Origin of the sequence: Polaribacter sp. Hel1_85 (assembly GCF_000766795.1) — a bacterium.
Lineage (GTDB): Bacteria > Bacteroidota > Bacteroidia > Flavobacteriales > Flavobacteriaceae > Polaribacter.
Window position 1 is genome coordinate 743619 of record NZ_JPDS01000002.1, and the last position, 24148, is coordinate 767766.

General features: G+C 31.9%; 15 protein-coding genes. All 15 read left to right on the forward strand.

Features of this window, described 5'->3' with window-relative positions:
* The first annotated feature begins 5 nt into the window (after positions 1-5).
* The 15 genes from PHEL85_RS10355 (at position 6) to PHEL85_RS10420 (ending at position 24147) form a co-directional block, all read left to right on the forward strand.
* Entirely contained in the window at positions 6-923 is a 918-nt protein-coding gene (locus tag PHEL85_RS10355) for a hypothetical protein (protein WP_156109181.1), read from the forward strand.
* Between the two features lie 21 nt (positions 924-944).
* Positions 945-2765 carry a sulfatase-like hydrolase/transferase gene (locus tag PHEL85_RS10360; RefSeq protein ID WP_081965125.1) on the forward strand — a complete coding sequence of 607 codons (1821 nt, stop codon included), beginning with the start codon at positions 945-947 and terminating at the stop codon, positions 2763-2765.
* A gap of 17 nt (positions 2766-2782) precedes the next feature.
* Complete coding sequence (locus PHEL85_RS10365) at positions 2783-4114, forward strand: hypothetical protein (RefSeq protein WP_036824753.1); 1332 nt, start codon at positions 2783-2785, stop codon at positions 4112-4114.
* On the forward strand, positions 4114-5481 hold the full coding sequence (locus tag PHEL85_RS10370; RefSeq protein WP_036824756.1) for a hypothetical protein: 1368 nt from the start codon (positions 4114-4116) through the stop codon (positions 5479-5481). The genes PHEL85_RS10365 and PHEL85_RS10370 overlap by 1 nt, the downstream gene beginning before the upstream one ends.
* Before the next feature lie 35 nt (positions 5482-5516).
* Positions 5517-7142 (forward strand): sulfatase, encoded by a 1626-nt coding sequence (locus PHEL85_RS10375; RefSeq protein ID WP_036824758.1) that lies wholly within the window; start codon positions 5517-5519, stop codon positions 7140-7142.
* Between the two features lie 130 nt (positions 7143-7272).
* Complete coding sequence (locus PHEL85_RS10380) at positions 7273-8169, forward strand: DUF1080 domain-containing protein (protein ID WP_036824762.1); 897 nt, start codon at positions 7273-7275, stop codon at positions 8167-8169.
* Between the two features lie 18 nt (positions 8170-8187).
* Entirely contained in the window at positions 8188-9144 is a 957-nt protein-coding gene (locus tag PHEL85_RS10385) for a prolyl oligopeptidase family serine peptidase (RefSeq protein WP_052108540.1), read from the forward strand.
* 34 nt (positions 9145-9178) lie between these two features.
* Positions 9179-11698: a glycosyl hydrolase family 95 catalytic domain-containing protein gene (locus PHEL85_RS10390; RefSeq protein ID WP_036824764.1), complete on the forward strand. Its 2520-nt coding sequence runs from the start codon at positions 9179-9181 to the stop codon at positions 11696-11698.
* A gap of 48 nt (positions 11699-11746) precedes the next feature.
* Positions 11747-13285: a sulfatase-like hydrolase/transferase gene (locus PHEL85_RS10395; RefSeq protein ID WP_081965126.1), complete on the forward strand. Its 1539-nt coding sequence runs from the start codon at positions 11747-11749 to the stop codon at positions 13283-13285.
* Between the two features lie 320 nt (positions 13286-13605).
* Complete coding sequence (locus tag PHEL85_RS10400; protein ID WP_156109183.1) at positions 13606-15024, forward strand: hypothetical protein; 1419 nt, start codon at positions 13606-13608, stop codon at positions 15022-15024.
* 153 nt (positions 15025-15177) lie between these two features.
* The gene (locus PHEL85_RS10405; protein ID WP_036824768.1) at positions 15178-17010 is read left to right on the forward strand and encodes an arylsulfatase; all 1833 of its coding nucleotides are present in this window, start codon (positions 15178-15180) and stop codon (positions 17008-17010) included.
* Positions 17011-17057: 47 nt separating this feature from the next.
* Positions 17058-17195, forward strand: coding sequence for a hypothetical protein (locus tag PHEL85_RS17765; RefSeq protein ID WP_156109185.1), 138 nt, complete (start codon positions 17058-17060; stop codon positions 17193-17195).
* A gap of 114 nt (positions 17196-17309) precedes the next feature.
* Positions 17310-20810 carry a hypothetical protein gene (locus tag PHEL85_RS10410; RefSeq protein WP_036824771.1) on the forward strand — a complete coding sequence of 1167 codons (3501 nt, stop codon included), beginning with the start codon at positions 17310-17312 and terminating at the stop codon, positions 20808-20810.
* A gap of 6 nt (positions 20811-20816) precedes the next feature.
* The gene (locus PHEL85_RS17380) at positions 20817-22175 is read left to right on the forward strand and encodes a family 43 glycosylhydrolase (RefSeq protein WP_081965127.1); all 1359 of its coding nucleotides are present in this window, start codon (positions 20817-20819) and stop codon (positions 22173-22175) included.
* Positions 22176-22188: 13 nt separating this feature from the next.
* The gene (locus PHEL85_RS10420; protein WP_081965128.1) at positions 22189-24147 is read left to right on the forward strand and encodes a right-handed parallel beta-helix repeat-containing protein; all 1959 of its coding nucleotides are present in this window, start codon (positions 22189-22191) and stop codon (positions 24145-24147) included.
* Position 24148 lies beyond the last annotated feature (1 nt).

Below are 24148 nucleotides of genomic sequence, written 5' to 3' on the forward strand. Positions count from 1 at the left end.
AGATTATGAAAAATATGAAGTCTATTTTTCTGAGTAGTATTCTTACGCTTATAGTATGTGTAAATGGAATGTTTGCACAAAAACCTGTTTGGGAAGGAAGAGGACGAATAGCTATTAGTTCTGATGGTAATGAACATGATCATGATGATTGGGCAGCAACACCACTTTCTCTAGCATTACTTTCTGCTGCTAAGCTTCAAGATAAATTAGTTATTTATACTTATAGCGACCATATTTGGGGGAGTAACCAAGATCATCCTACATCAGAATCGGGTTTAACCGCATATGAGCAAATGCGAGAAAGTGCTTTGGCAGGAAAAGAATGGTTTGGGTTTGATAAGACGAATTTTATTTGTGCTGTAGACAACGCAGAAGTTGCATACAATAGTTTATGCAAAGTAATAAATGCGTCTTCCGCTGAGGATCCGTTAATTATAATTGCCGCTGGTCCGATGCAGGTTGTTGGAGAAGCAATTAATAGATCAGATATCTCTAAACGACAATATGTAACGCTTGTTTCTCACTCTGGGTGGAATGATAATCATAGTGATAAACCTCACAAACAATATTGGGACATTCATTCAGGATGGACTTTTAAAGAGATAAAAAAAGAATTTTCAAGTAAAGAAGGAGGGCTTCTAAAAACGATTAAAATAACGAGTCAAAATGGAGGTAAAGATTATCTAGGGTTAAAGGCTCCAAAGGCAAAGTTCGATTGGATGAAAACTTCAAAATCTCGAAAGAATAAAGCGTATAAAAAAGGTGCTTGGAGTTGGTTGTATTCAAGAATGGAAACCTGTGTAAAAAAAGGGAGTTTTGATGCTTCGGATGCAGGAATGGTTTTATATATGTTAACTGGAGTTGAAAAAACCAATCCGGAATTACTTAAAAATTTTATGGAAAACCCTATAAAAAATAATTGATTACTGCTTAATTGATAAAAAATGAAAAATAGAAATTTTATAAAAACTTCCGTAGCATCATTAATATTCTTAATGATGTTGCCTGTTTTTTCACAGGATCGACCAAATGTTATTTTTGTGATGCCTGATGATATAAGCCATAATGCCTTTTCTTATTACAAAAAAAATGGACCACAAACCCCTAATATTAATGAACTAGCAGAAGAGAGTGTTCGATTAACAGATTTTCATGTCTCACCCAGTTGTTCTCCAACAAGAGCAGCCTTACTAACAGGGAGACCAAGTGATGTTGTGGGAGTTTGGCATACTATTAATGGTAGAAATATGATGCGTGCTGATGAAATTACCATGGCTGATGTTTTTAAAGATAATGGCTATGCAACAGGACTTTTCTTTAAATGGCACTTGGGAGACAACTACCCATTTCGTCCTAAAGATAGAGGTTTCGAATATGTAGCATGGATAAAAGGTGGAGGTACAGGTCAATTACCAGATTATTGGGATAATACGAACAATCATGCAAAAATTTTGGTGAATGATGTTTTAATAGATATGACTGATGAAGATGATGGAATTGAAGGTGCTTTTACCACCAATTTCTTTTTCAATCGCGCATTCGAATTTATGGATGATAACATCAAAAAAGAAAAACCATTTTTCGCTTACATTCCTTTAGGAACCGCACATGCACCACATGTTTCGCCGCCAGATGCTCGCGAAGGAGTAAATGCAAAGACAGGTACAATTGAAAATATTGATAAGAATATGGGGCGATTACTAAAATATCTAGATGATAAAGGTATTGCCGATAATACCATACTTGTATTTACGACTGATAATGGAGGTGGTACTTATTTGCGAGGTGGAAAAGGTTCTAATTACGATGGAGGAACTAAAGTACCGTGTTTTATTCGTTGGCCAAATGGAAATCTTGGAGGCAAAGGAAAAAGTAGAGATGTTTTACCATTGACTGCACACATCGACTGGCTACCTACTTTTATGGATGTTTTAGATTTTCAAGATGTAGAAAACAGGTCTAAGAAATTAAAAATTAGAGGAAGAAGTTTTAAGCCTTTTTTAGATGAAGACACCTCTAACGATCCTATTGATTATAAAAAAAGATCGGTTACCATTAACGATATGTGGACTGAAATGCCTCAGAAATATAAAAAACTTTCCGTAAGAAAAGATATATGGAAAGGTGATATAATTACTAATAAATGGCGTTTAATTCGTACTAATAGTGAATCTGATTGGGAACTTTACGATGTGCTTGTAGATGAATTACAACAAAATGATGTTATTGGGAATGCTGCTAACAATAGTATTATTGCTGATCTTAAGGAAGAATATGAGCTTTGGTGGCAATTAGTTGATGAGCGTTCTAATGAATATACACGTATTGTTCTAGGAAGTGAACAAGAACCTGAATCAGAACTTTATGCTATGGATTTTCACGGTACCGTAATTTGGGAACAAGCTGCTGTTAAAAAAGGAGTTTCTGGTAGTGGTTTCATCGCTATTGAATTTGAAAAAAAAGGAACTTATAATTTCGACCTACGCCGTTGGCCTAAAGAACTTGAAGGTGAAACAACGCTAACTTCTGCTGGATCTGGAGTAGCATTGAAGATAGCTAGTGCCCGAATAAAAATATGGAATGGAGACAAAGTGTATGTTGATACTAAAAAAGATGCTAATCCAAATGCAGATGGAGTTCGTTTTACTTTAAAAAACTTACCAAAAGGCCCTGCTTTTATTCAGACTTGGTTTTATAATTCCAAGGGAGAAATGGAAGGATCTGTGTATTATAATTATGTAAACGCAAATCAAAATTCAAAATAATACTACAAAAACGGAATATGCAAATAGTTCAAAAAATAATGATTTTTGGTTTGATATTTATTTCAAACTTCATCAATGCGACAGAGGTAAAAATTAACAGCGTAAAAGAATTAGCAGAATACGCATCACAAAGTGGAAATGTAATTACGATGTCTCCAGGCGTTTATCAATTAACAGATTATTTGTCTTTTGATTCAATGATAAAACGTCATGAACGTAAAGAATTTCAATTTATCACATTCAGTGGAAGTAATAATGTGTTTAACCTAGAAGGTGTAGAATTAGAAGTTGATAATAGTTTACGTGAGTCATTAAATGCACCTCTTCACAACAGTGAATTTTTAATAACAGGTAATAAGAATGTTTTAAAAGGTCTTACAATAAGGTATAAAGGTAATGGAATTGCATTAGGGGCAGCAGCATTTGTAGCAGGAGGAGAAGATAATATACTAAAAAATATAGAACTTCATGTTAATGGGTCTTTCCCTTATGGTTATGGAGATTACCTTGGAAAAGGAAAAAAAAGTATCGTAAAACATAAAAAGCATAGTGGAATTTTAATTACTGGAATAAATACAAAATTGTATGGATGTAAAGTTTTTATGAAATCATTGGGGCATGCTTTTTTTATTCAAGGAGGAGACAATACTTATTTTAAAGATTGTTATGCAGAAGGACAAATTAGAGCTACTAACGAGATGCTTGCAGAAACATCAGGTCCTGCTTTTGATAATAATTTTGCTTCTATATATAGGAATTATGATGGTGAAAAGAAGATTCCATCGAACTATATGAAATCGTTAAATGAATGTGGTTTTAGAACTTACAGTACAGGTAAAGTCACTGCAATTAACTGTGTAGCAAAAAACATGAGAGTTGGATTTGCTTTAGCAAAGGTTTCATTAAAGAATTGTGAAGCGATTAACTGTGAACGTGGTTACTATTTAAATAAAGCGGTTACTAAAAATTGTAGAGGAGATGCAAAATACGGACCCTTACTTTATCTTGTTGGAGATGCTCCTTCCAAGATAGATTTAACGCTTATGCCAGGAGAAACAAATATGAAAGTTCATGCCGTTGCAACAATTTGTGGTAAAGGTCATAAAGTTTTTATCAAGAACTTTGATAAACAAAAAAGAAAAAAAGTAATTCCGATAATGTTAGGTTATGGTATGTCTAGTTCTGGAGAAATATCTGCAATAATTCCAGAAAAAAGGGCAGAAAATATAAAAATAAATAACAAGACTTCTTTACCTATTCTTATAGGTGAAATGGCTGATAGTTGTTCAGTTAAAACTAATGGAGATGTTATAAGTAATGCAGGTACAAATATTAAAATAAAAAAATAATGGGAAATAGGAAAAGGAATCTGTTTCAGTCTGTTTTAGTAATATTATTAATTGGTGTAGTTAGCTGTTTGAATGCTGAAGAGGTGAAAATTAACAGCATAAAAGAATTAGCAGAATACGCATCACAAAGTGGAAATGTAATTACAATGTCTCCAGGCGTATATCAATTAACAGATTATTTTTCTATTGACTCAATGATTAAGCGTCATGAAAGTAAAGAGTTTCAGTTTATCACTTTCAGTGGAAATAATAATGTATTTAACCTAAAGGGTGTTGAAATTGCAGTAGATACTAAATTACGTACAGCTTTAAATCCTCCAATTCATAGTGATGAATTTCTGATAACTGGAAGCGGAAATACTTTTATAGGACTTACTATTAGATGTAAAGGAGAAGGAATTTCACCTGGAGGAACTGTGTTGCAAGTAGCAGGAGAAGGGAATGTGCTTAAAGAAATGACACTCTATGTTGCAGGTTCGTATCCTTATGGTTATGGAGATTTATTTGGAAAAGGAAAAGCTAGGGAAACAGTTATTAAGCATAAAAAGCATAGTGGATTGTTAGTTACAGGAAGCAATACTAAACTGTATAGATGTAAATTATATAATAGCTCTTTTGGACATTGTTATTTTATTCAAAAAAATCCAGAAAATGTATATTTTGAAGATTGTTATGCGGAAGGAGCTATCCGAACTACAGACGATATTCTTGCAGAAACATCTGGACCTGCTTTTGATGTGAATTTTAGAACCTGGACTCAGAATCGTGAAGGAGAGTATGTTGTTACTCCTGGTTATATGAAATCCTTATCTGAGGATGGTTTTCGTACTTATGGTGCATCAAAAAATATATTCTTTAAAAACTGTACAGCTAAAAATACGAGAGCAGGTTTTGAACTTCGTACAAACGGTGTACGACTTGAAAACTGTAGAACCATTGGTACAGAAAGAGCTTATTGGGTTGGAGATGACGCTATTGTTAAAAACTGTGTGGGAGATGCCAATTATGGACCATTATTATTCGTAGAAGGTAGTAATGTGAATGTAGAATTAATTGTAAATCCAGCAGAATCTGATCGTTTGGTACACGCTTTAATTACTATTCAAGGAAAGAATAATAAAGTAGTACTAAAATCTCTCGAAGGGAAAAAAAGGAAAAAGAACCTTCCAATCCTTATAGGATATACACATCCCAAACATGGAGAATCAATGTCTCCTTATGGTGAAGGAGAAACGATTGGTTTACAATTTAAGAACGAAACAGGAATGCCCATCAAAATTGGAGAAATGGCAAGAGATTGTGAGATTGAAACTAATGGAGAGGTTGTAGGAAATAAAGGAACGAATATTAAAATAGTAAAAAGGTAAGTAAAGACCTTTTAATAAATATAAATTTTATAAAAATGAATAAATTAAGTCAATCGGTAGTTTTTATCGTGGTTTTCGTAATGCTTTTTGCATGTAATACAGAAAAGAAAGACAAGTCAAAATCTAAACGCCCAAACATATTATTTATAATGTCTGATGATCATGCTTATCAGGCAATAAGCGCATATGATAGTACTTTAATTAAAACTCCAAATATAGATAGAATAGCAAATGAAGGAATGCTTTTTAATAATGCATCTGTAACAAATTCTATTTGTGCACCATCTAGAGCAACAATATTAACAGGAAAACATACACATATCAATGGTAAGATTGATAATTTATCTCATTTTGATACAACACAGGTAACATTTCCTCAATTATTAAAGAAAGCAGGGTACCAAACAGCAATGTTCGGAAAATTACATTTTGGAAATAGTCCAAAAGGTGTAGATGATTTTATGATCTTACCAGGACAAGGAGATTATTTAAATCCTGATTTTATAACCAAAAAAGGAGATACTACAATTACAGGTTATGTTACAGATATTATTACAGATTTAACGCTTAATTGGTTCAAAGAAAAACGAAATCCAGAAAAACCATTTATGATGATGTATTTGCATAAAGCTCCACATAGAAACTGGTGGCCACGTCCGGATAAATTTAAGGAATTTTCGAAAAAAACTTTTCCAGAACCTGCAACTTTATATGATGATTATGAAGGTAGGGGTACAGCTGCAAAAACTGCTGAAATGAATATTTTATATCATATGAAATATAGTAGTGATTCTAAAATACGACCTGAAACAATGGATAGAATGGGAGAGGTTTTACCAGTAGTTCCTGGAAATACAACTTGGGGATATAAAACGATGGCACGTGGTAGTGATGAGCAGAGAGCTGAATATGGAGAGGTGTTAGATTCAATATCAGATTATTTTGAAGCACATTGGCCTAAGATGAATGATAAAGAAAAAATACAATGGAAATATCAAAGATATATGCAAGATTATCTTGCTTGTATTTCATCTGTAGATGATAATGTTGGTAGAGTATTAGATTATTTAAATGAAAGTGGTTTAGCAGATAATACGATTGTAGTATATACATCTGATCAAGGATTTTATCTTGGAGAACATGGTTGGTTTGATAAGCGTTTTATGTATGCAGAATCTTTTAAAACTCCTTTATTAATTCGTTGGCCAAATAAAGTTAATTCTGGAACAACCAATGAAGAATTGGTTCAAAACCTTGACTTTGCACAAACATTCTTAGAAGCTGCACAAGTAGTTGCTCCAAACGATATGCAAGGAGAAAGTTTAATGCCATTGTTAACAGAGAATGACAAGGAATGGAATAGAGAAGCAGTCTATTATCATTTTTATGAATATCCATCTGTACATATGGTGAAACGCCATTATGGAATGATGACAAAAGAATTTAAATTAATTCATTTTTATTATGATGTTGATGAGTGGGAGTTGTATGATATTAAAAAAGACCCACAAGAAATGAAGAATGTTTATAACGATCCAGCTTATGCAGAGACCGTTGTAAAATTAAGAAAGGAATTAAAAGAATTGAGAATAAAGTATAAAGACTCTCATGAACTAGACCAAAATTTTATTAATAAAAATTATAAAGGAATAGAGAATTAATGATGATAAAACAGGGTTTTATTTTAAGCTTATTTAAAAGGTATTTATTGTAAAATAACCTTAAAGAGATAAAAGCAACTGTCAAGCTCATTAATTGAGTAAATAAATAATGATTGTTAAATAGAAATAAATGAAACTAAAAGCACACACCTTAACTCTAGTTGTATTGATTGCAATCATTTCGATATTAACTTCCTGCGGATCGAAAACATCAAAGAGTAAAAAATGGGAATCTCTATTAGATATGAATTTGAGTAAATGGGACAAATTCGTAGGTGTACCTCATTATTCCGTTAAACTAGATGGTTATGAAAAAGGTGATGGTACGAATGGAACCCCACTTGGTTTAAATAATGATCCGTTAAACGTTTTTTCAACAGTAGAGATGGATGGAGAAACAGTGTTAAAAATTTCTGGTCAGATTTATGGAGCAGTCAGTACCAAAAAAGAATATGAAAATTACCACTTACGGATGATGTATAAATGGGGATCTGGTAAATATGAACCTCGAGCGGATGCTCCTAGTGATAGTGGTATTTTATATCATTGTCAAGAACCACAAGGAGCCTTTTGGAACTGCTGGATGCAATCTCAAGAATTTCAAGTTCAAAATGGAGATAGTGGTGATTATTACACTATTGCTGGTACAGGAATGGATATTCGTTCTAGGAAAGTAGTGAAACCTGGAGCTAAGTTTAATATTTATATTTACGATCCTAAAGGTGAGTACAAAAGATTCAAATCAGGTGAAGATGGCAGATGTAGAAAAAACACTAATTATGAAAACCCAGGAGTATGGAATCAGCTTGATCTTGTTTGTATAGGAGATAAGTCTTATCATATAGTAAATGGAAATGTGGCAATGGTGTTGGAAAGATCTGTTGTTTATGATAAAGATGATGTTGCTACTTCTTTAACTAAAGGAAAAATTCAACTTCAAAGTGAAGGAGCAGAAGTGTATTACAAGGATATTGAAATTAGGTCTGTTAGTAAACTACCTATAGAATTTTTTAGTTTAGAGAATTAACAATAAAATAGATACAAAATGGATAAAAAAAAATTAAATAAAAAATATACCTTATTTATATTGTTTATGACATTACTATGTTGTCAATCAAATGTATTAGGACAAAGTAAAAAAAATCAAGCTATTCTTGATTCATTTAAAAATAAAGAGCGTGTAGTTTATAAAACAATAAATGGTGTAGAATTAGATATGATTATTTTTTACCCAGATGATTCTATTATTAAGAGTGAAAACCCATGGATGTTACATGTTCACGGAGGTGGTTGGGCTGGAGGAGATAAATATAAGGTGTTTAGAAAGTCGTTTTTTGGAACCTTAAAATCACTCGTTAATAAAGGCGTTGTATGCGCTACTATAGAATACAGGCGTACTAGAGGAGGTTCAACTGCTTATGAGGCTGTTATAGATGCAAAAGATGCTGCAAGGTTCTTGTTAAAAAACGCAGAAAAATTTAAGTTAGATAAAGTGAAATATGGTATTTGGGGAGGTTCTGCTGGCGGACACTTAAGTTTGGTTACTGCTTTAGGAAAAGATTTAGATTTTCTTGGAGACAAAGAATTGTCTAATATTTCTCTTAAATTTAAATGTATAGCATCTTATTTTCCTGCTACATCTCTCATAAACCCAGATTTAGTACCTGGATCTCTTTTTGAAAAACAACAATCTTATACTAGAATTTTAGGTGATAGTTTGAGAAATAAACCAAAATTAGCTAGATTATTGAGTCCAACCGAACTTTTAAATAAAAATAGTCCACCAATACTATTGTTACATGGTGAGGATGACAAGGTACTTCCTATAATAAATTCTACATATATGATAGAGGTTGCAAAACAAAAAAATGCTGATGTTGAACTGTTAATTATTAAAAATGCAGGACATAGTTTTAATGGGGCAAACATATCACCCAGTATGGAGGAGTTAAATGAATATGCAACCAATTTTATTCTATCTCATTTAAATGAGATAAAATAAAATTATAACAAGTTAAAACAAAAAAATAATTCAGATGAATTGTAAAAAAATATTTAATAAATATTTAGTTATTTTTTTAAGTTTAATAACTGTAAGCTTTTTTGTTAGTTGTTCTTCTGATAGTAAAGATTTAAAACTTTGGTACGATGCTCCTGCAACTGATTGGAATGAAGCACTTCCATTAGGAAATGGACGTTTAGGAGCTATGGTTTTTGGTAATCCATTGCAAGAAAATATTCAGTTAAATGAAAACACACTTTGGGCTGGAGGACCACATCGAAATGATAATCCAAATGCTAAGAACACTCTTTCTGAGGTTAGAGAATTACTGTTTCAAGAAAAGTATAATGAAGCACATCATTTGGCTAATGAAAAATTTTTATCAAAAATTTCTCACGGAATGCCTTATGAAACTGTTGGGAATTTAAGATTAAATTTTTTAAATGAAAATAAGGTTACCAATTATTACAGAGAACTAGATATTGAAAATGCTATAAATACGACCAAATATTCTGTAGATGATGTTACGTATAAACGTGAAATATTTACTTCTTTTTCAGACGATGTTATTGTGATGAAATTATCTGCAGATAAAAAAGGGGCAATTAGTTTTTCTGCAAATATGGATCGTCCAAAGCCAGCAAAAGTTTCTGTGTTTACTGAAAATAACAATGTTTTAGTAATGACAGGTTTTGGTAGTGATAATAAAAATAAACGATTACCAAAAGAAACCCCTGCTATTGAAGGTAAAGTTGAGTTTGATGCTCGTGTAAAAATTGTTCCAGAAGGAGGTAAAATAATTTCTTCTGGAAATAGTTTAACAGTTTCTAAGGCAAATAGTGTTTTACTTTACATTTCTATTGGTACTAATTTTGTGAATTATAAAGATGTAAGTGCTGATCCACATAAAAAAGCAACAGATTTTATTGCGAATGCAGAAAAGAAAGAATTTGATGAATTATTAAAGAATCATACTACTATTTATCAAAATTATTTTAAGAGAGTCTCATTAAATCTAGGAGTATCTGAGTTAGAAAAAAGACCAACAGATGTTAGAATTAAAGAATTCAGTAAAGTAAATGATCCATCTTTAGCAGCGTTATATTTTCAATATGGTAGATATCTATTAATTTCTTCTTCTCAACCAGGAGGACAAGCTGCTAATTTACAAGGTTTGTGGTGTAATGACTTAACACCACCTTGGAAAAGCGCATATACCGTAAATATAAATACACAAATGAATTATTGGCCAGCTGAAGTAACCAATTTATCAGAAATGCATGAACCTTTAATTCAATTAGTAAAAGACCTTTCAGTTACAGGAAAAGAAACAGCAAAAGTAATGTATGGAGCTGATGGATGGGTAACACATCATAATACTGATATTTGGCGTATTACAGGTCCTGTAGATGGTGCTACATGGGGAATGTGGCCAACAGGAGGAACTTGGTTAAGTCAGCATTTATGGGAAAAATTTATGTTTAATGGCGATTTAGATTATTTGAAATCCGTTTATCCAGCAATGAAAGGAGCATCAGAATTTTGTTTAAGTTTTTTAACTAAAGATCCAAATAAAGGTTGGTTGGTAATAACTCCTACAATTTCTCCTGAACACGGACCAAAAGGACGTCCAAAAAGTGTAAATATAGAATCTGGTACAACTATGGATAATCAGTTGGTTTTTGATATTTTAACGAAAACCAAAAATGCAGCTAAATTATTAAATGTAGATTCAGAATTAATAAACAAGATAGATGAGACATTATCTAAATTGCCACCAATGCAAATTGGTCAATACAATCAAATCCAAGAATGGATGGATGATTTAGATGATCCAGAAGATAAGCATCGTCATGTATCACATTTATACGGATTATATCCTTCAAACTTAATTTCACCTTATCATAATTCTGAATTATTTGAAGGAGCTAAAAATACATTAATCCAAAGAGGAGATCCATCAACAGGATGGTCTATGAACTGGAAAATTAATTTATGGGCGCGTTTATTAGATGGTAATCATGCCTACAAATTAATGCAAGAGCAAATAAAATTGGTGGGTAGACCAGATTCTCCAAAAGGAGGTGGAACTTATGCAAATATGTTAGATGCTCATCCTCCATTTCAAATCGATGGAAATTTCGGATTTACTTCAGGTTTAGCAGAAATGTTAGTACAAAGTCATGATGGAGCAATTCATTTACTACCTGCCTTACCAGATGTTTGGAAAGATGGAAATGTTACTAGATTACGAGCAAGAGGTGGATTCGAAATTGAAAATCTTGAATGGGTAGATGGAAAAGTGGTAAAAGTTGTTATCAAATCTAAACTTGGAGGAAATTGTAGAATTCGTTCCTATTCCGAATTAACGTCAAAAGACAAGGGATTTAAAGTAGCCAATGAAACTAATGAAAATCCATTTTATCAAATGCCAAATATTAAGAAACCATTGCTATCCAAAAAAGCCGCATTAAATGGGATTAATATAAAGGATTTTTATGTGTATGATATAAACACTAAGTCAGGACAAACAATAGTACTGATGATGAAATAAGTAAATAAAATTATTAAATATCAAAATTTTTTTATGAGAGCCTATTTAATGTTTTTTACGGTTTTTTCTATATTGTTTTTTGCATCTTGTAGTAAGAGTAAAGAAAAGGTCGCATCAAAAAACATAAAACCAAATATTATCTTTTTAATGACAGACGATCAGCGTTGGGACAATATGGGTTGTTATGGAAAACCAGAATTCAATACTCCAAATATTGATAAACTGGCATCTGAGAGTGTCGTTTTTGATAAAGCTTTTCAAGCAGTAGCTATTTGTATGCCTAGTCGTGTTACTATGATGACAGGACGTTACAATTCAAATCATAGAGTAGGGTTTGTTGCACCTGATAATTTTACGCTTTCTCAAGATGATTTTTCAAGGAGTTATCCATCGATATTAAAAAATGAAGGATATAGAACTGGTTTTATTGGTAAAGTTGGTTTTACTGTTTCAAAAAAGGCACAGAGACCAAGTACGCCTAAGGAGCATTTTTATAAAGAAAACTTATTCAATACATTCGATTTTTTTGCAGGAAGTGAAACCACTGATACAAAAGGGTTGGTTACTTGGCCAGAAAGTGATCCAGAATTGCAAAGAATTTTTAAACCTGGTAGACAAAATTCAACTAGAACTTTAAGAACTGGAGAGGCAATGTTACGTTTTGTAGATACGCAACCAAAAGACCAGCCTTTTTGTTTGTCGATTAGTTTTTATGCGGTAAAGCACGATAATAACAGTCATATGTATATGCCTCATCATGATTTGTTTAAAAATAATACGTTTTCCGTTCCAGAAAACTGGGTAGAAGGAGCCAATGAAGAGTTGCCAAAAGTAGTAAAGGAAAATGCAAGAGGATACTATTTACACAAACAAAGATCTTCTACGTCAGCAAAACATCAAAAATTGGTGCGTCGTTTTGCAACTCAAGGGTATACTGTAGATGAACAAGTTGGTTTTTTAGTTGAAAAATTAAAAGAAAAAGACTTATTAAAGAATACTATTATTATTTACACAAGTGATAATGGACGTTTTCAAGGTTCTCATGGGTTGTTTGATAAGTGTTTGTTGTATGAAGAGTCTGTGAAAGCGCCTTTAATTGTTTACGATGGACGAGTAGCTTCAAAAGAAAATGCTCGTAGAGAAAATGCATTAATATCTTCTGTAGATATGGCCCCAACTATTTTATCATTTGCAGGTATTAAAGTTCCTAAAAGTATGCAAGGAAAAGATATTTCTAAAGTACTGAACCAAACTCAAAATATGGACAATTGGAGAGATGCTGTTTTTATGGAAGATTTGTTTTTAGTAGATATATTTAAACAAAGAGGAAAACCTGAAGAAGTAGTTTTAGAAGCTAATAAAGAACTAATTGCTAAAAATAAATCTTATCGTTCTCATGGTGTTCGTACAGATCGTTATAAGTATTTTGTGTATTACGAGCACAATCCGAAAATAGAAGAATTATATGATTTAGAGAATGATCCTTATGAACAAAAAAACTTAGTAAATGATATTGAATATATTAATGTCTTGAAAAAATTAAGAAATCGAACTGAAGAATTATATCAGGATATTCTTCTTAAATAAAAAAAACATTTCTTTTGGTAATTCTATCACAAAACAAGGAAGACATAGTTGAAATTATCCTACTTATCAAAAAAAAATGATTTTTAGGTGTAAGAGAAGTTTGTTGTTCAAACTTTTCAGATTGTAATATTTTCTTGAACTTATGGTCTTAAAATTATACTTTTTGAATCATGGTTGATTTTTCAAAAAAGAGAGAAAATATAAGTTTGTGTTAAGTTATTCTAAAAACTATTTTTTAGAATTAAATAGTGAAAAGAATGGTTTTAATTATAAATAAAATAGAAAATTAAACACACAAAATGAATACAAATTTGAATACAATGAAATTTAATTTTTACATACTAATTACTGTTTTTTTTATTTTATCAGGATTTAAATCATATTCGCAAATTACAGTAAATAATTTATCTGAACTGGTATCTTATTTAGATGATGATAATGTTGATGTAAAGATGGTGCCAGGGGTTTATACTATTACTGCTGAAGATGTGGAGAAAGGATTATATAAACAAGAAACAACAATAAAAAATACAAGTAAAGTGTTATTACTTTTTAAAGGAAACAATAGCACTTATGATTTTTCTGGTGTAACAATAAAAATAGATACAAAGGTATTACAGGCTTTTGGGAATTTTCAAGTTTATGAACTTCAAATAGTAGGTAATCATAATGTACTTAAAAACTTAACCATGTTAGATGATGGTTCTGTTCATGATGCTCCTACTCGAAGAGCGTGTAACATTGTAATGGACGGTTCTTACAATAAAATAGAAGGATTTAAAGTAACTACAAAAGGATCATTTCCTTATGGATTTGGTGATGCGTTTGGTAAAGGAGGAAGGTCAGTAATTAAACATCAAAAACATAGTGCTTGTTTAATTCGAGGAGAATCCAATCATTTAAAGAATTCATCTTTTATTCATAGAAGTTATGGACATTGTATTTTTATGCAAGCAGCCAATAATGCATTAATTGAAGGTTGTGTTGTAGAAGGAGAAGTAAGAAAAACAGATGCTATGTTAGCAGAAACATCAGGACCTGCTTTTGATGTAGGTTTTAAAACAGTGTGGGGCTACAAACTTCCAAAGGGATATATGTTAAGTACAGGTGAAGCTGGTATTCGTGCTTATGATGGAGGTAATACTGTAATTGATGGGAAATTTTATAAAAGAGGGACTTCGAATCCTACTGTATTGAACTGTACTGTGAAATATATGAGAACAGGAGTAACGATAGCTCATGCCACAGGAAAGAAATACGTTGAAGGTTGTAAAGCAATTGGATGTGAAAATGCATTTTCATTAGGTTCAGGAGAAGTCGTTAATTGTAGTGCTGATTGTAGTTATGGTCCAGTTTATTCTTCGACTTACAAAAGAGATGTTAAATATAATGCAGAGATTACAATTATTCCAGCAAGTAATCCATATTATAATGGTTCTGGATCTGTTGCATATATTGGTGGAAGTGGGCATAAGATTGTTTTAAAGGGTGGAGAGGAGCCAGTAAAGAAAGGTTTAGCAATAAAAGTAGGTGGAGATAAAAAAAATATACGTCTTTTAAATGGTAATTTTCCAAGACAAAATAACTTTAAAGGATGGGATTTTGAACTTGTTAACTATACAAATTTCCCTATAGAATTGTCTGATAAAAGTTCAGGTGTAACAGTAAAATCTGTTGGTAAAGTATCAGATTCTGGTTCTAATAATAATGTAAGTGAATTAAAATTGAAAAGAAACTAGTTTGGGTTGTTTCAAGAACGTATAGAAAGTATTTTTCTTAAGAAGATTAATCATTTATATGAATTGAACCATAAATTACACAGATCTACGTGCTCTTTTTTTACTTTTGACAAGTAATAAACAAAGGAATTCAAAATTTACTTTTTTCAAAATATGTCTTATTTTAATCGAATAAAAAAAACAGTATACTTCATAGCAGTATTCATTTTTGCCCTACAGATTGAATCTTGCAGTTCAAAAGAAAATCCAGTTGAAAAGCCAAATGTTATTCTAATTATGGTAGATGACCAAGGTTATGGTGATATTGCTGCACACGGAAATGAATGGATTAAAACACCAAATATGGATAAGTTGTATAATGAGAGTACTCGTTTAACAAATTATCATGTAAGTCCTACTTGTGCTCCAACAAGAGCAGCAATAATGACAGGGCACCATAATTATAGAACAGGAGTGTTTTTTACAATTAAAGGACGTTCACTTATCCTTGAAAGAGAAAAAACTATGGCAGAAGTATTCAAAGAAAATGGATATAATACAGCTATGTTTGGAAAGTGGCATTTAGGAGACAATTATCCTTTTAGACCACAAGACAAAGGTTTTGATGAAGTTTTAATGAATAATGGTGGAGGAGTTGGACAAACCATGGATTATTGGAATAATGATTATTTTGATGATACGTATGTTCATAATGGAAAATTAGAAAAATTCGAAGGATATTGTACTGATGTTTGGTTTCAAAACGCCAAAAAATATATCAGCAAACAAGAGAAGAAGCCATTCTTTTGCTATTTATCAACCAATGCTGCACATTCACCTTATTGGGTAGCAGATAAATATTCGGCTCCATATAAAGATAATAAGAATATTCCTAATGCAGCTTTTTATGGTATGATCACAAATGTTGATGAAAACATTGGGAATCTAGTCGAATATTTGAAATCGATAGATTTAATGGATAATACAATTCTTATTGTAACTTCTGATAATGGTTCTGCTGCAGGAAATAAAATGGGTAAAGGACAGAATCGATTAGATGGTTTTATTGAGAAAGGGAATAATGCAGGAATGCGTGGTGTAAAAGCCAGTATGTACGAAGGTGGACATCGTGTGCCTTTCTTTATTCACTGGAAAGATGGTGGAATTAATGTAGGAAAAGACATTAATGAATTAACTGCTCATTATGATGTGTTTCCAACATTGATTGATTTGTGTAAATTAAATGTAAAAAAGGATTTAAAATTTGATGGTTCAAGTTTGGTGCCCTTGATGAAAGGAGATAATACCAAATTTGAAGATAGAGTAGTTTACGTAAATACTCAGTTTTCTACAGACCCTGTTCCATGGAAAAGAACCGCTTTAATGCATAAAAACTGGAGGTTAGTTGAAGGAACTGAATTGTATAATTTAGATACAGATCCAGAACAAAGAACAAATGTAGCGAGTCAATATCCAGAAAAAGTAGAAAAATACAAAGCTTCTTATGATAAATGGTGGGCAGAAATATCTCCAACTTTTGAAGAAAAACCTTATTTCATTATAGGGAATGAAGCAGAAAATCCAACTACTTTATTCTGCCATGATTGGCATAGTGAAACATTTACACCTTGGAAACAAGATCATATTAGAACTGGTCAAATAAATAATGGATTTTGGCGAGTAAAAGTTGCAGAAGCTGGTACATATAAATTAAAGCTGCGTCGTTGGCCAGAAGAATCACAATTGGCTTTAGGGGCAAAAGCGCCAGTTAGACCATCTCTTGAAGGAACAAGTGTTACAAAAAGTAAAAAAGGGAAAGCTCTGGTAATTAAAAACTCTAGAATAAAAATTCAGGGTCTTGAAATTTCTAAAAAGGTAGATTTAACTAAAGAATATGTTGAGTATACTATTGAGTTAGAAAAAGGAGAAACTCATTTAGAAACCTGGTTTACTTTAGAGGATGAAATTGAAATAGGAGCTTATTATGTTAAGATTGAAAAAGTTTAATTCATACTTCATGTTTTTTTAACTATCAAAAAAATGAGATTTATAAAATGGAACAAACAAAAATAAGTGTAGATAATATGTTTGGAAGTTTTAGTAAGCAACCAATGGAATTTGTTATAGAGCTAATTGGAAGTAAAACACAAAAAGTAGTATTTAAAGGAGAGAATTTAAAAGTTAAATTATAATATTTTAAAGAAATTAGCAGTGTCAAATATATGTTTGATACTGCTTTTTGTTTAGAAAAAGCCTTTTATTTATTTGATTTAAATTAATAATAAAATATTTATAAAAACATATTAATGAAGCTTAAAATTAAACTGTTAACAGTATTATTGATGATAGTTTTTGGTTTGGGAAATGCTCAATCCAAACAACAAATAGGTGCTTCTAATTTTTCTGATTGGTCAGGAGTTACCAAGGTAAAAAAAGGAGAAGCGGTTATAACAAATGGAAGTGAAATTAACTACACTTATTCCAATCAAAATAGGGTGTATTTTCCAGGAATAAAAAGACCTTACAATGGAGATGCTGCAGATTTTACACCTTACAAAGGTTTGGTTTTTGACTTGTTTGTAAAAAAACAGACTACAGTTGAGGTAAAAGCCGTTTTAAAAGTAGATCATAAAGATGTAAAAGATTTGAATCCTGTGAGTACTGCAACTGTTAAGTTGACAGGAAAAGGTTGGCAAAAAGTATTTATCCCTTGGGAAATGTTTGATGTGGATAAAGGACAAATTATGGGGACATTATATGCTGTTAAAAATGTATCGATATCTGCTGTTTCTAATGAAAATAAGTCATATAAAATTAAAAATATATTTCTTACTAAAGGATTGACTCATTACGTAAATGCTGAAATTCGTGGAAAAACTGCAAATGCAGGTGAAGAAGTTGTATATCATTTAGAAGTAGGAAATACGACCAATATAATCCAATCTGTTCAGTTACGAGTAGAAACTATGGGTTGGGAGTCTATGAAAGCGAGTCTAGGAACAACAACATTACAGTTAGCTCCAAACGAAACAAAACGAGTAAATTTAAATGTTGCTATTGCTGCTCATTTACCAACTGGAATTAGAGAAAAACAAGTTGTAAAAGCCATTGCAAATGGTCAAGGAGCTTCTGTTACCTCTATAGAGTTTACAACAGCAGTAAGAGTTCCAACTCCAAACATTATTTTTACAGAAGATAAATGGGATGAGGTAAAAGATAAAATCAACAAGTACGATTGGGCTAAGGAAGGATTAGCTGAGTACGAGAGAAAAGCTAAGAAGTTCAATCCCTCTAATGGAGTAGATTTTTCAAAGATTAAAGGTTCTTTACTTGGAAAAAAAACAATTAGTTCTATTGGTCATGCTGAATATGACTGTGCGATTGCCTACAAATTAACAGGTAATGAAGCCTATGCAGCTAAATGTTTAAAGGTACTAAGAAGAATTAGTGATCCTAAAGTAGGTTATAGAGCAACTTTGGTTGGTGGAAGTAACTCGTTTGTAGGAGAAGGCAAGTTTTGGCAAGGAATGGGGCGTGTTTATGATTTGATTCGTGAGAGTAAATTGTTAACAGAAGAAGATCATCAGGCAATTCAAGATACTTTCAGACTGTTTGTCAATCAGACCATCAAAGGAAATAGAAAAGGAGCTATTAGTAATTGGAATGCAGCTGAATTGACTGCAGCTTTATACTGTGCTTTAAATTTACAAGATTGGTATTTAATAGATCAATTGTTAAACGCACCTACTGGATTGTATAAACATATTGAACATGGTATTATGAATGATGGTTGGTGGTACGAATGTGCAGTAGGTTATAATACTTGGGTGGCTACAGAACTTTCAGAAACTGCCATTGCTTTACAGCCTTGGGGAATCAATTTGAAAGACAGAACTTTTCCTATTGGAACTACCAAACACTTTTCTTTATTGGCTAGTAGAAGAGAAGGAGGAATTATGGGAATGGAGTTTGAGAAATGGGGAAAGATTGAAAAAAATAGTGTGCAGATAAAAGACATGTGGGATGCTTCTATTCCATTTATGGATTTTAGAGGTGTTTTATTAGCGGTAAATGATGCTGTTGAAGATAAAATGTCGGGTAAGGCATACGAATTGGCGTATTATTTATATAAAGATCCAGAGTATGCTGCAATTATTAATAGAGGTGCTAAAAGAGATTTATTGTATGGAGTTCCAGATTTACCAAAGGTAGATTCAGAAAAAATGACAAAATCTGTGTATGCAGATAATATGGGGATTGTACAGATGCGTTCTCAAACAAAAGGAAGAAAGCAGTCAGAACAAATTCAAGCAGCAATGCATTATGGATCTCATGGAGGTTATCATGGGCATTTTGATAGAACCAACTTGGTACATATGAGTCGTTATGGACGCAGTTTTTATGGAACTTTAATGTTTTGGTATGGTTATGGAAGTTATTTATATAAGTTCTGGAAACAAAGTTCTATCAATAAAAATATGGTGGTGGTTGATCAAAAAATGCAACAACCTGTGCAGAATTCAAGACTCTTGTTTCATTCAGGAAATATGATGCAAGCTACTGCAATAGAAACCAATTCAAAATGGAGTCATCCTCCATATGGTGGTATTCCAAACTCTAAACAGACGTTTGCAGAAAAAATGTGGAGTGAAGGTAGAACAATTCCTTTACCAGAAAATCAACCAGAATTTGGAGAAGTTACCGAGTTTACAGAACCTGTTTTACAACGTAGGTTAATGGTTGTTTTGGATGATTATATTGTGATGTCTGACTATTTGAAAGGAGAAAAAGAACACGAATTTGATTGGATGTTCCAAGCCAAAGGTTTTAAAAGGATAACATCTGATAAAACTTCATTTAAAAAGCACACAAACCAAATGGATACAAATCCAGTAGGAAGTGCACAATTTGTTACGGATTGTAATTGGTACGATGTAGAAGGAACTTCTCGTACACAATTTGAAATGTGTTGGGGAGAAGGTTGTGATAATAAGGGATTAAGATTACCACACAGTTTAGATGGGGCTCTTAAAATTGATGTTTTTAATGCATGGCCAAAAAAAGCTGAAGTAATGATAGGTACTTCTACAGAAGGTTTTTATGTAAATAAAAAACTTTGGTATGCTGTATTGGTAGATGACACAATAGTACACAAAGACAGTACAGGAGCATGGATTTTAGGAAGTAAAAAAATATCTGTTGATGTATCTGGTAAAAAGAAATTAGAATTAACTACCAAAATAGCAGATAAAGCACGTAACAATACTATTTTTTGGGGTGATGCAAAATTGATTCTTAAAGATGGTTCTCAAGTATATCTTTCATCACTTCCTGTTAAGTATGAGAATGTTTTAGTACCAGAAAATAAAGGAAAAGATTATTATGGAGGACCTATTAAAATAGGAGGAGAACCAATGAGTAATTCAACACCTGGTATGCCTGTAAGTAAAAATAAAGTTGGAAAAATTACCATTGATTTAAGTGGGTTAGATGTTGATAGATTTGAAGCAAAAATAGGAGGAGATTTTCCATTAGGAGATGAGACTTCTAGATTGAAATCTATGGCTGTTAGAACTAAAGGAAAAAAAGGTAGGTATTTATCTGTAGTAGAACCTTATGAAAATAAATCTTTAGTAAAATCTGTTGAAGCTAAAAATGAAAATGAATTAACAGTAACATTGACTGACGGACGTGTTCAAAAAATTAAAATTGAGCATTTAGAATCTACTTCTGAGACTGTAAAAGTAACTGTTAAAGAATACAAAGAAGGGAAACTAATTAGAGAAGAAGTATCAAATCACAAATAATAAGTTATGGACTTTAAAAGAATTTTATTGTTGTTGATAATGTTACTGTCATTAAGTGTCAAAGCTCAAAACCCTGTTTTTACAAGTGTATTTACAGCAGATCCATCTCCACATGTTTGGCCTGATGATCCTGATAAATTATGGGTGTATACTTCTCATGATGAACCAGGTTCTAATAACCATTATGGTATGACAGGATACCATGCTTTTTCTACCACAGATATGGTAAACTGGACAGATCATGGTAGGATTCTACATTTAGAAAATGTAGATTGGGCAGAGAGTCATGCTTGGGCAATGGATGCAGCTTATTACAGAGGTAATTACTATTTGATTTATTGTATGAAAGAGGCTGGAATAGGTCTTTTTAGGACAGGAATAGCTAGAAGCGATAGACCAGAAGGTCCTTTTACAGATTTAGGATATGTGAAGGGAGTAGAATTTGGTCAAGATCCAGCATTATTTATAGATGAAGATGAAACTCCTTATTTATATTGGGGGCATGATCGTAAGTGTTTTGCAGCAGAGTTAAATGATGATTTAATGTCTATTAAGCCAGAAACCTATACAGTTTTAACTAAACAATTAACCCATGTTTTTGAAGGACCTTGGGTACATAAAAGAAATGATAAATACTATTTAACATATCCTGGTCTAACTCCAAGAAGATGGCCAGAAAAGATGTTTTATGCAGTTGCAGATAAGCCTTTAGGACCTTATGAGTTCAAAGGTGTTTTTATTGATGATTTTGAAGGTCAGAGTGGTACTAATCATGGAGGTATAGTAACGTATAAAGGAAAAGATATGATGTTTTATCATAGTGCGTGGTTGTCAGGAGGATTAAGTGAAACACGTAGTGTAATGGCAGATTATTTAAAGTATGATAAACAAGGGAATATTATTCCTATAGTTCCATCAAAAAAAGGTTTGGGAATTGCAAAACGTACCAAAACAACTTTAAAATTAGAGGCAGAAAATGGATTTGCTGCAGGAGGAAAGTTATACAATGTAATTGTAGATACTTGGATAAAAGGATATAGTGGAAAAGGGTATGTAACAAATTTTGACAATCCTTATGATCATGTATCCATATTAGCTCAGGTTGCAAAACCTGCTAAGTATCGTTTTATTGTAAGTTATGCTTCTCCAGATGGAGAGTCAAATCACGATGTTTTGATAAATAGTCGCATACATAGAGAGTTTAAATTTCCACAGTCAAAAACGTTTAAAGAAATAGATTTTGGTTTGGTAGATTTAAAAGAAGGTGATAATTTAATACGTATTTTTAAAAGAGATTGGAAACCATCAAAAGGAAAATTTGCAGTTGATTATATTAAGTTGGAACAAGTTTTTGAAAGTGAATAAAATATTATAAGTTATGAAGTCGTTTAAGTTAGCTATTACAGCACTGTTTATTTTTCTTTCTTTTGTTTTACAGGCAAGAGAATATCATATTTCCAAAAAAGGAGATGATTATAATGATGGAACAAAAGAAATGCCCTTTAAAACAATTTCTAAAGCAGCAAAAGTTGCACAACCTGGAGATGTAATAATTGTTCACAAAGGTATTTATAGAGAAAGAATAAATCCGTTTTACGGAGGTATGAATAATCTAAATAGAATTACGTATCAGGCAGCAGAAAACGAAGAGGTTTGGATTAAAGGTTCTGAAGAAATTAATACCTGGAAAAAACACAAAGGATCAGTTTGGAAAGTAGTTATTGATAATTCATTTTTTGGCGAATTTAATCCCTATCAAGAAATACTTTACGGAGATTGGTTAACAAAAACTTATGGAAGAGAACATCATTTAGGAGAAGTTTATCTGAATGGAAAATCACTTTATGAAATAGATAGTTTATCAAAAGTTTTTTCAGAAAAACCATTAAAAAGAGCAATTGATATAGAGGGTTCTAAATACAAGTGGTTTTGTAAAAGTGATCATAAAACAACAACTATTTATGCGAATTTTAATGGTAAAAACCCAAATAAAGAATTGGTTGAAATAAATGTAAGATCAACTGTATTCTGGCCGAAAAAAACAGGAATTAATTATATTACAGTTCGTGGTTTTAAAATGTGTCATGCAGCAACACAATGGGCACCTCCAACAGCTGAACAAATTGGTTTAATTGGACCAAACTGGAGTAAAGGTTGGATTATTGAAGATAATATAATTTCTGATTCTAAATGCTCTGGAGTTGTTATCGGAAAAGAAAGAAGTTCAGGACAAAATTTATGGAAAAGAGATAAAAAGAAACATGGAACACAACGTGAAAGAGAAGTTGTTTTTAGAGCTTTACAATTAGGTTGGTCTAAAGAAACAGTTGGTTCTCATATTATCAGAAATAATACAATTAAAGATTGTGAACAAGGAGGAATAATAGGGCATCTTGGAGGAGTTTTTAGCGAAATTAGTAACAATCATATTTACAACATTAATGTAAAAAAACAGTTTGATGGTTGGGAAATTGGAGGAATTAAACTCCATGCTGCAATTGATGTACTGATTAAAAATAATTTTATTCACGATAACCACAGAGGTATTTGGTTAGATTGGCAAGCACAAGGAGCTCGTGTTACGGGTAATCTTTTATTTAATAATCAGGATCAAGATTTATTTGTAGAGGTCAATCATGGACCAATGATTATCGATAACAATATTTTACTTTCTGAAAGAGGAATTTTGAATGCATCTCAGGGAACAGCATTTGTAAATAATTTAATTGCAGGGAATATTCATATGAGAACAGCAATGAATAGGTTTACGCATTACCATTTTTCACATTCAACAGCAGTTCTCGGTATGATGACTGTTATACATGGAGATGATCGTTATTATAACAATATTTTTGCTTCAAAAATAGACTCTTTACAAAAAGGTCAATACTATGGTTTAAATGCTTATAATGATTTTCCTTCAGCAACTTATAAATGGAAATCTCCTGGAGGATTAAATAATTATAACAAGCAAAAATTTCCAGTATTTATTGATGCAAATCTATATTTAAACAAAGCGCTACCATCAAATATTGAAACTAATTTTGTAGAAAACAGAACTTTAAACCCAGAGATTAGTTTAACTAAAGAAAAGGATGGTTATTATTTAAATATTACGGTTGATGAGAGTTTTAAAAATGTTAAAACACAACTAGTTAACACAGCTTTATTAGGAGTCGCTTTTCAATCTGAAGCACCTTTTGAAAACCCAGATGCTTCTCCAGTAACCATCAATAAAGATTATTTTGGAAAAGTTAGAACAATAGGAACTCCTTTTATTGGTCCTTTTGAAAGTTTGAAAATAGGGAAGAATAAAATTAAAGTTTGGGGTAATTAAG

Bases quoted from the DNA above. Each gene is read 5' to 3' on its own strand.
- PHEL85_RS17380 (WP_081965127.1), top strand. From the start codon at position 20,817: ATGGACTTTAAAAGAATTTTATTGTTGTTGATAATGTTACTGTCATTA.
- PHEL85_RS10420 (WP_081965128.1), top strand. From the start codon at position 22,189: ATGAAGTCGTTTAAGTTAGCTATTACAGCACTGTTTATTTTTCTTTCT.
- PHEL85_RS10370 (WP_036824756.1), top strand. From the start codon at position 4,114: ATGGGAAATAGGAAAAGGAATCTGTTTCAGTCTGTTTTAGTAATATTA.
- PHEL85_RS10400 (WP_156109183.1), top strand. From the start codon at position 13,606: ATGAAATTTAATTTTTACATACTAATTACTGTTTTTTTTATTTTATCA.
- PHEL85_RS10355 (WP_156109181.1), top strand. From the start codon at position 6: ATGAAAAATATGAAGTCTATTTTTCTGAGTAGTATTCTTACGCTTATA.
- PHEL85_RS10360 (WP_081965125.1), top strand. From the start codon at position 945: ATGAAAAATAGAAATTTTATAAAAACTTCCGTAGCATCATTAATATTC.
- PHEL85_RS10390 (WP_036824764.1), top strand. From the start codon at position 9,179: ATGAATTGTAAAAAAATATTTAATAAATATTTAGTTATTTTTTTAAGT.
- PHEL85_RS10410 (WP_036824771.1), top strand. From the start codon at position 17,310: ATGAAGCTTAAAATTAAACTGTTAACAGTATTATTGATGATAGTTTTT.
- PHEL85_RS10375 (WP_036824758.1), top strand. From the start codon at position 5,517: ATGAATAAATTAAGTCAATCGGTAGTTTTTATCGTGGTTTTCGTAATG.
- PHEL85_RS10380 (WP_036824762.1), top strand. From the start codon at position 7,273: ATGAAACTAAAAGCACACACCTTAACTCTAGTTGTATTGATTGCAATC.
- PHEL85_RS10395 (WP_081965126.1), top strand. From the start codon at position 11,747: ATGTTTTTTACGGTTTTTTCTATATTGTTTTTTGCATCTTGTAGTAAG.
- PHEL85_RS10365 (WP_036824753.1), top strand. From the start codon at position 2,783: ATGCAAATAGTTCAAAAAATAATGATTTTTGGTTTGATATTTATTTCA.
- PHEL85_RS17765 (WP_156109185.1), top strand. From the start codon at position 17,058: ATGGAACAAACAAAAATAAGTGTAGATAATATGTTTGGAAGTTTTAGT.
- PHEL85_RS10405 (WP_036824768.1), top strand. From the start codon at position 15,178: ATGTCTTATTTTAATCGAATAAAAAAAACAGTATACTTCATAGCAGTA.
- PHEL85_RS10385 (WP_052108540.1), top strand. From the start codon at position 8,188: ATGGATAAAAAAAAATTAAATAAAAAATATACCTTATTTATATTGTTT.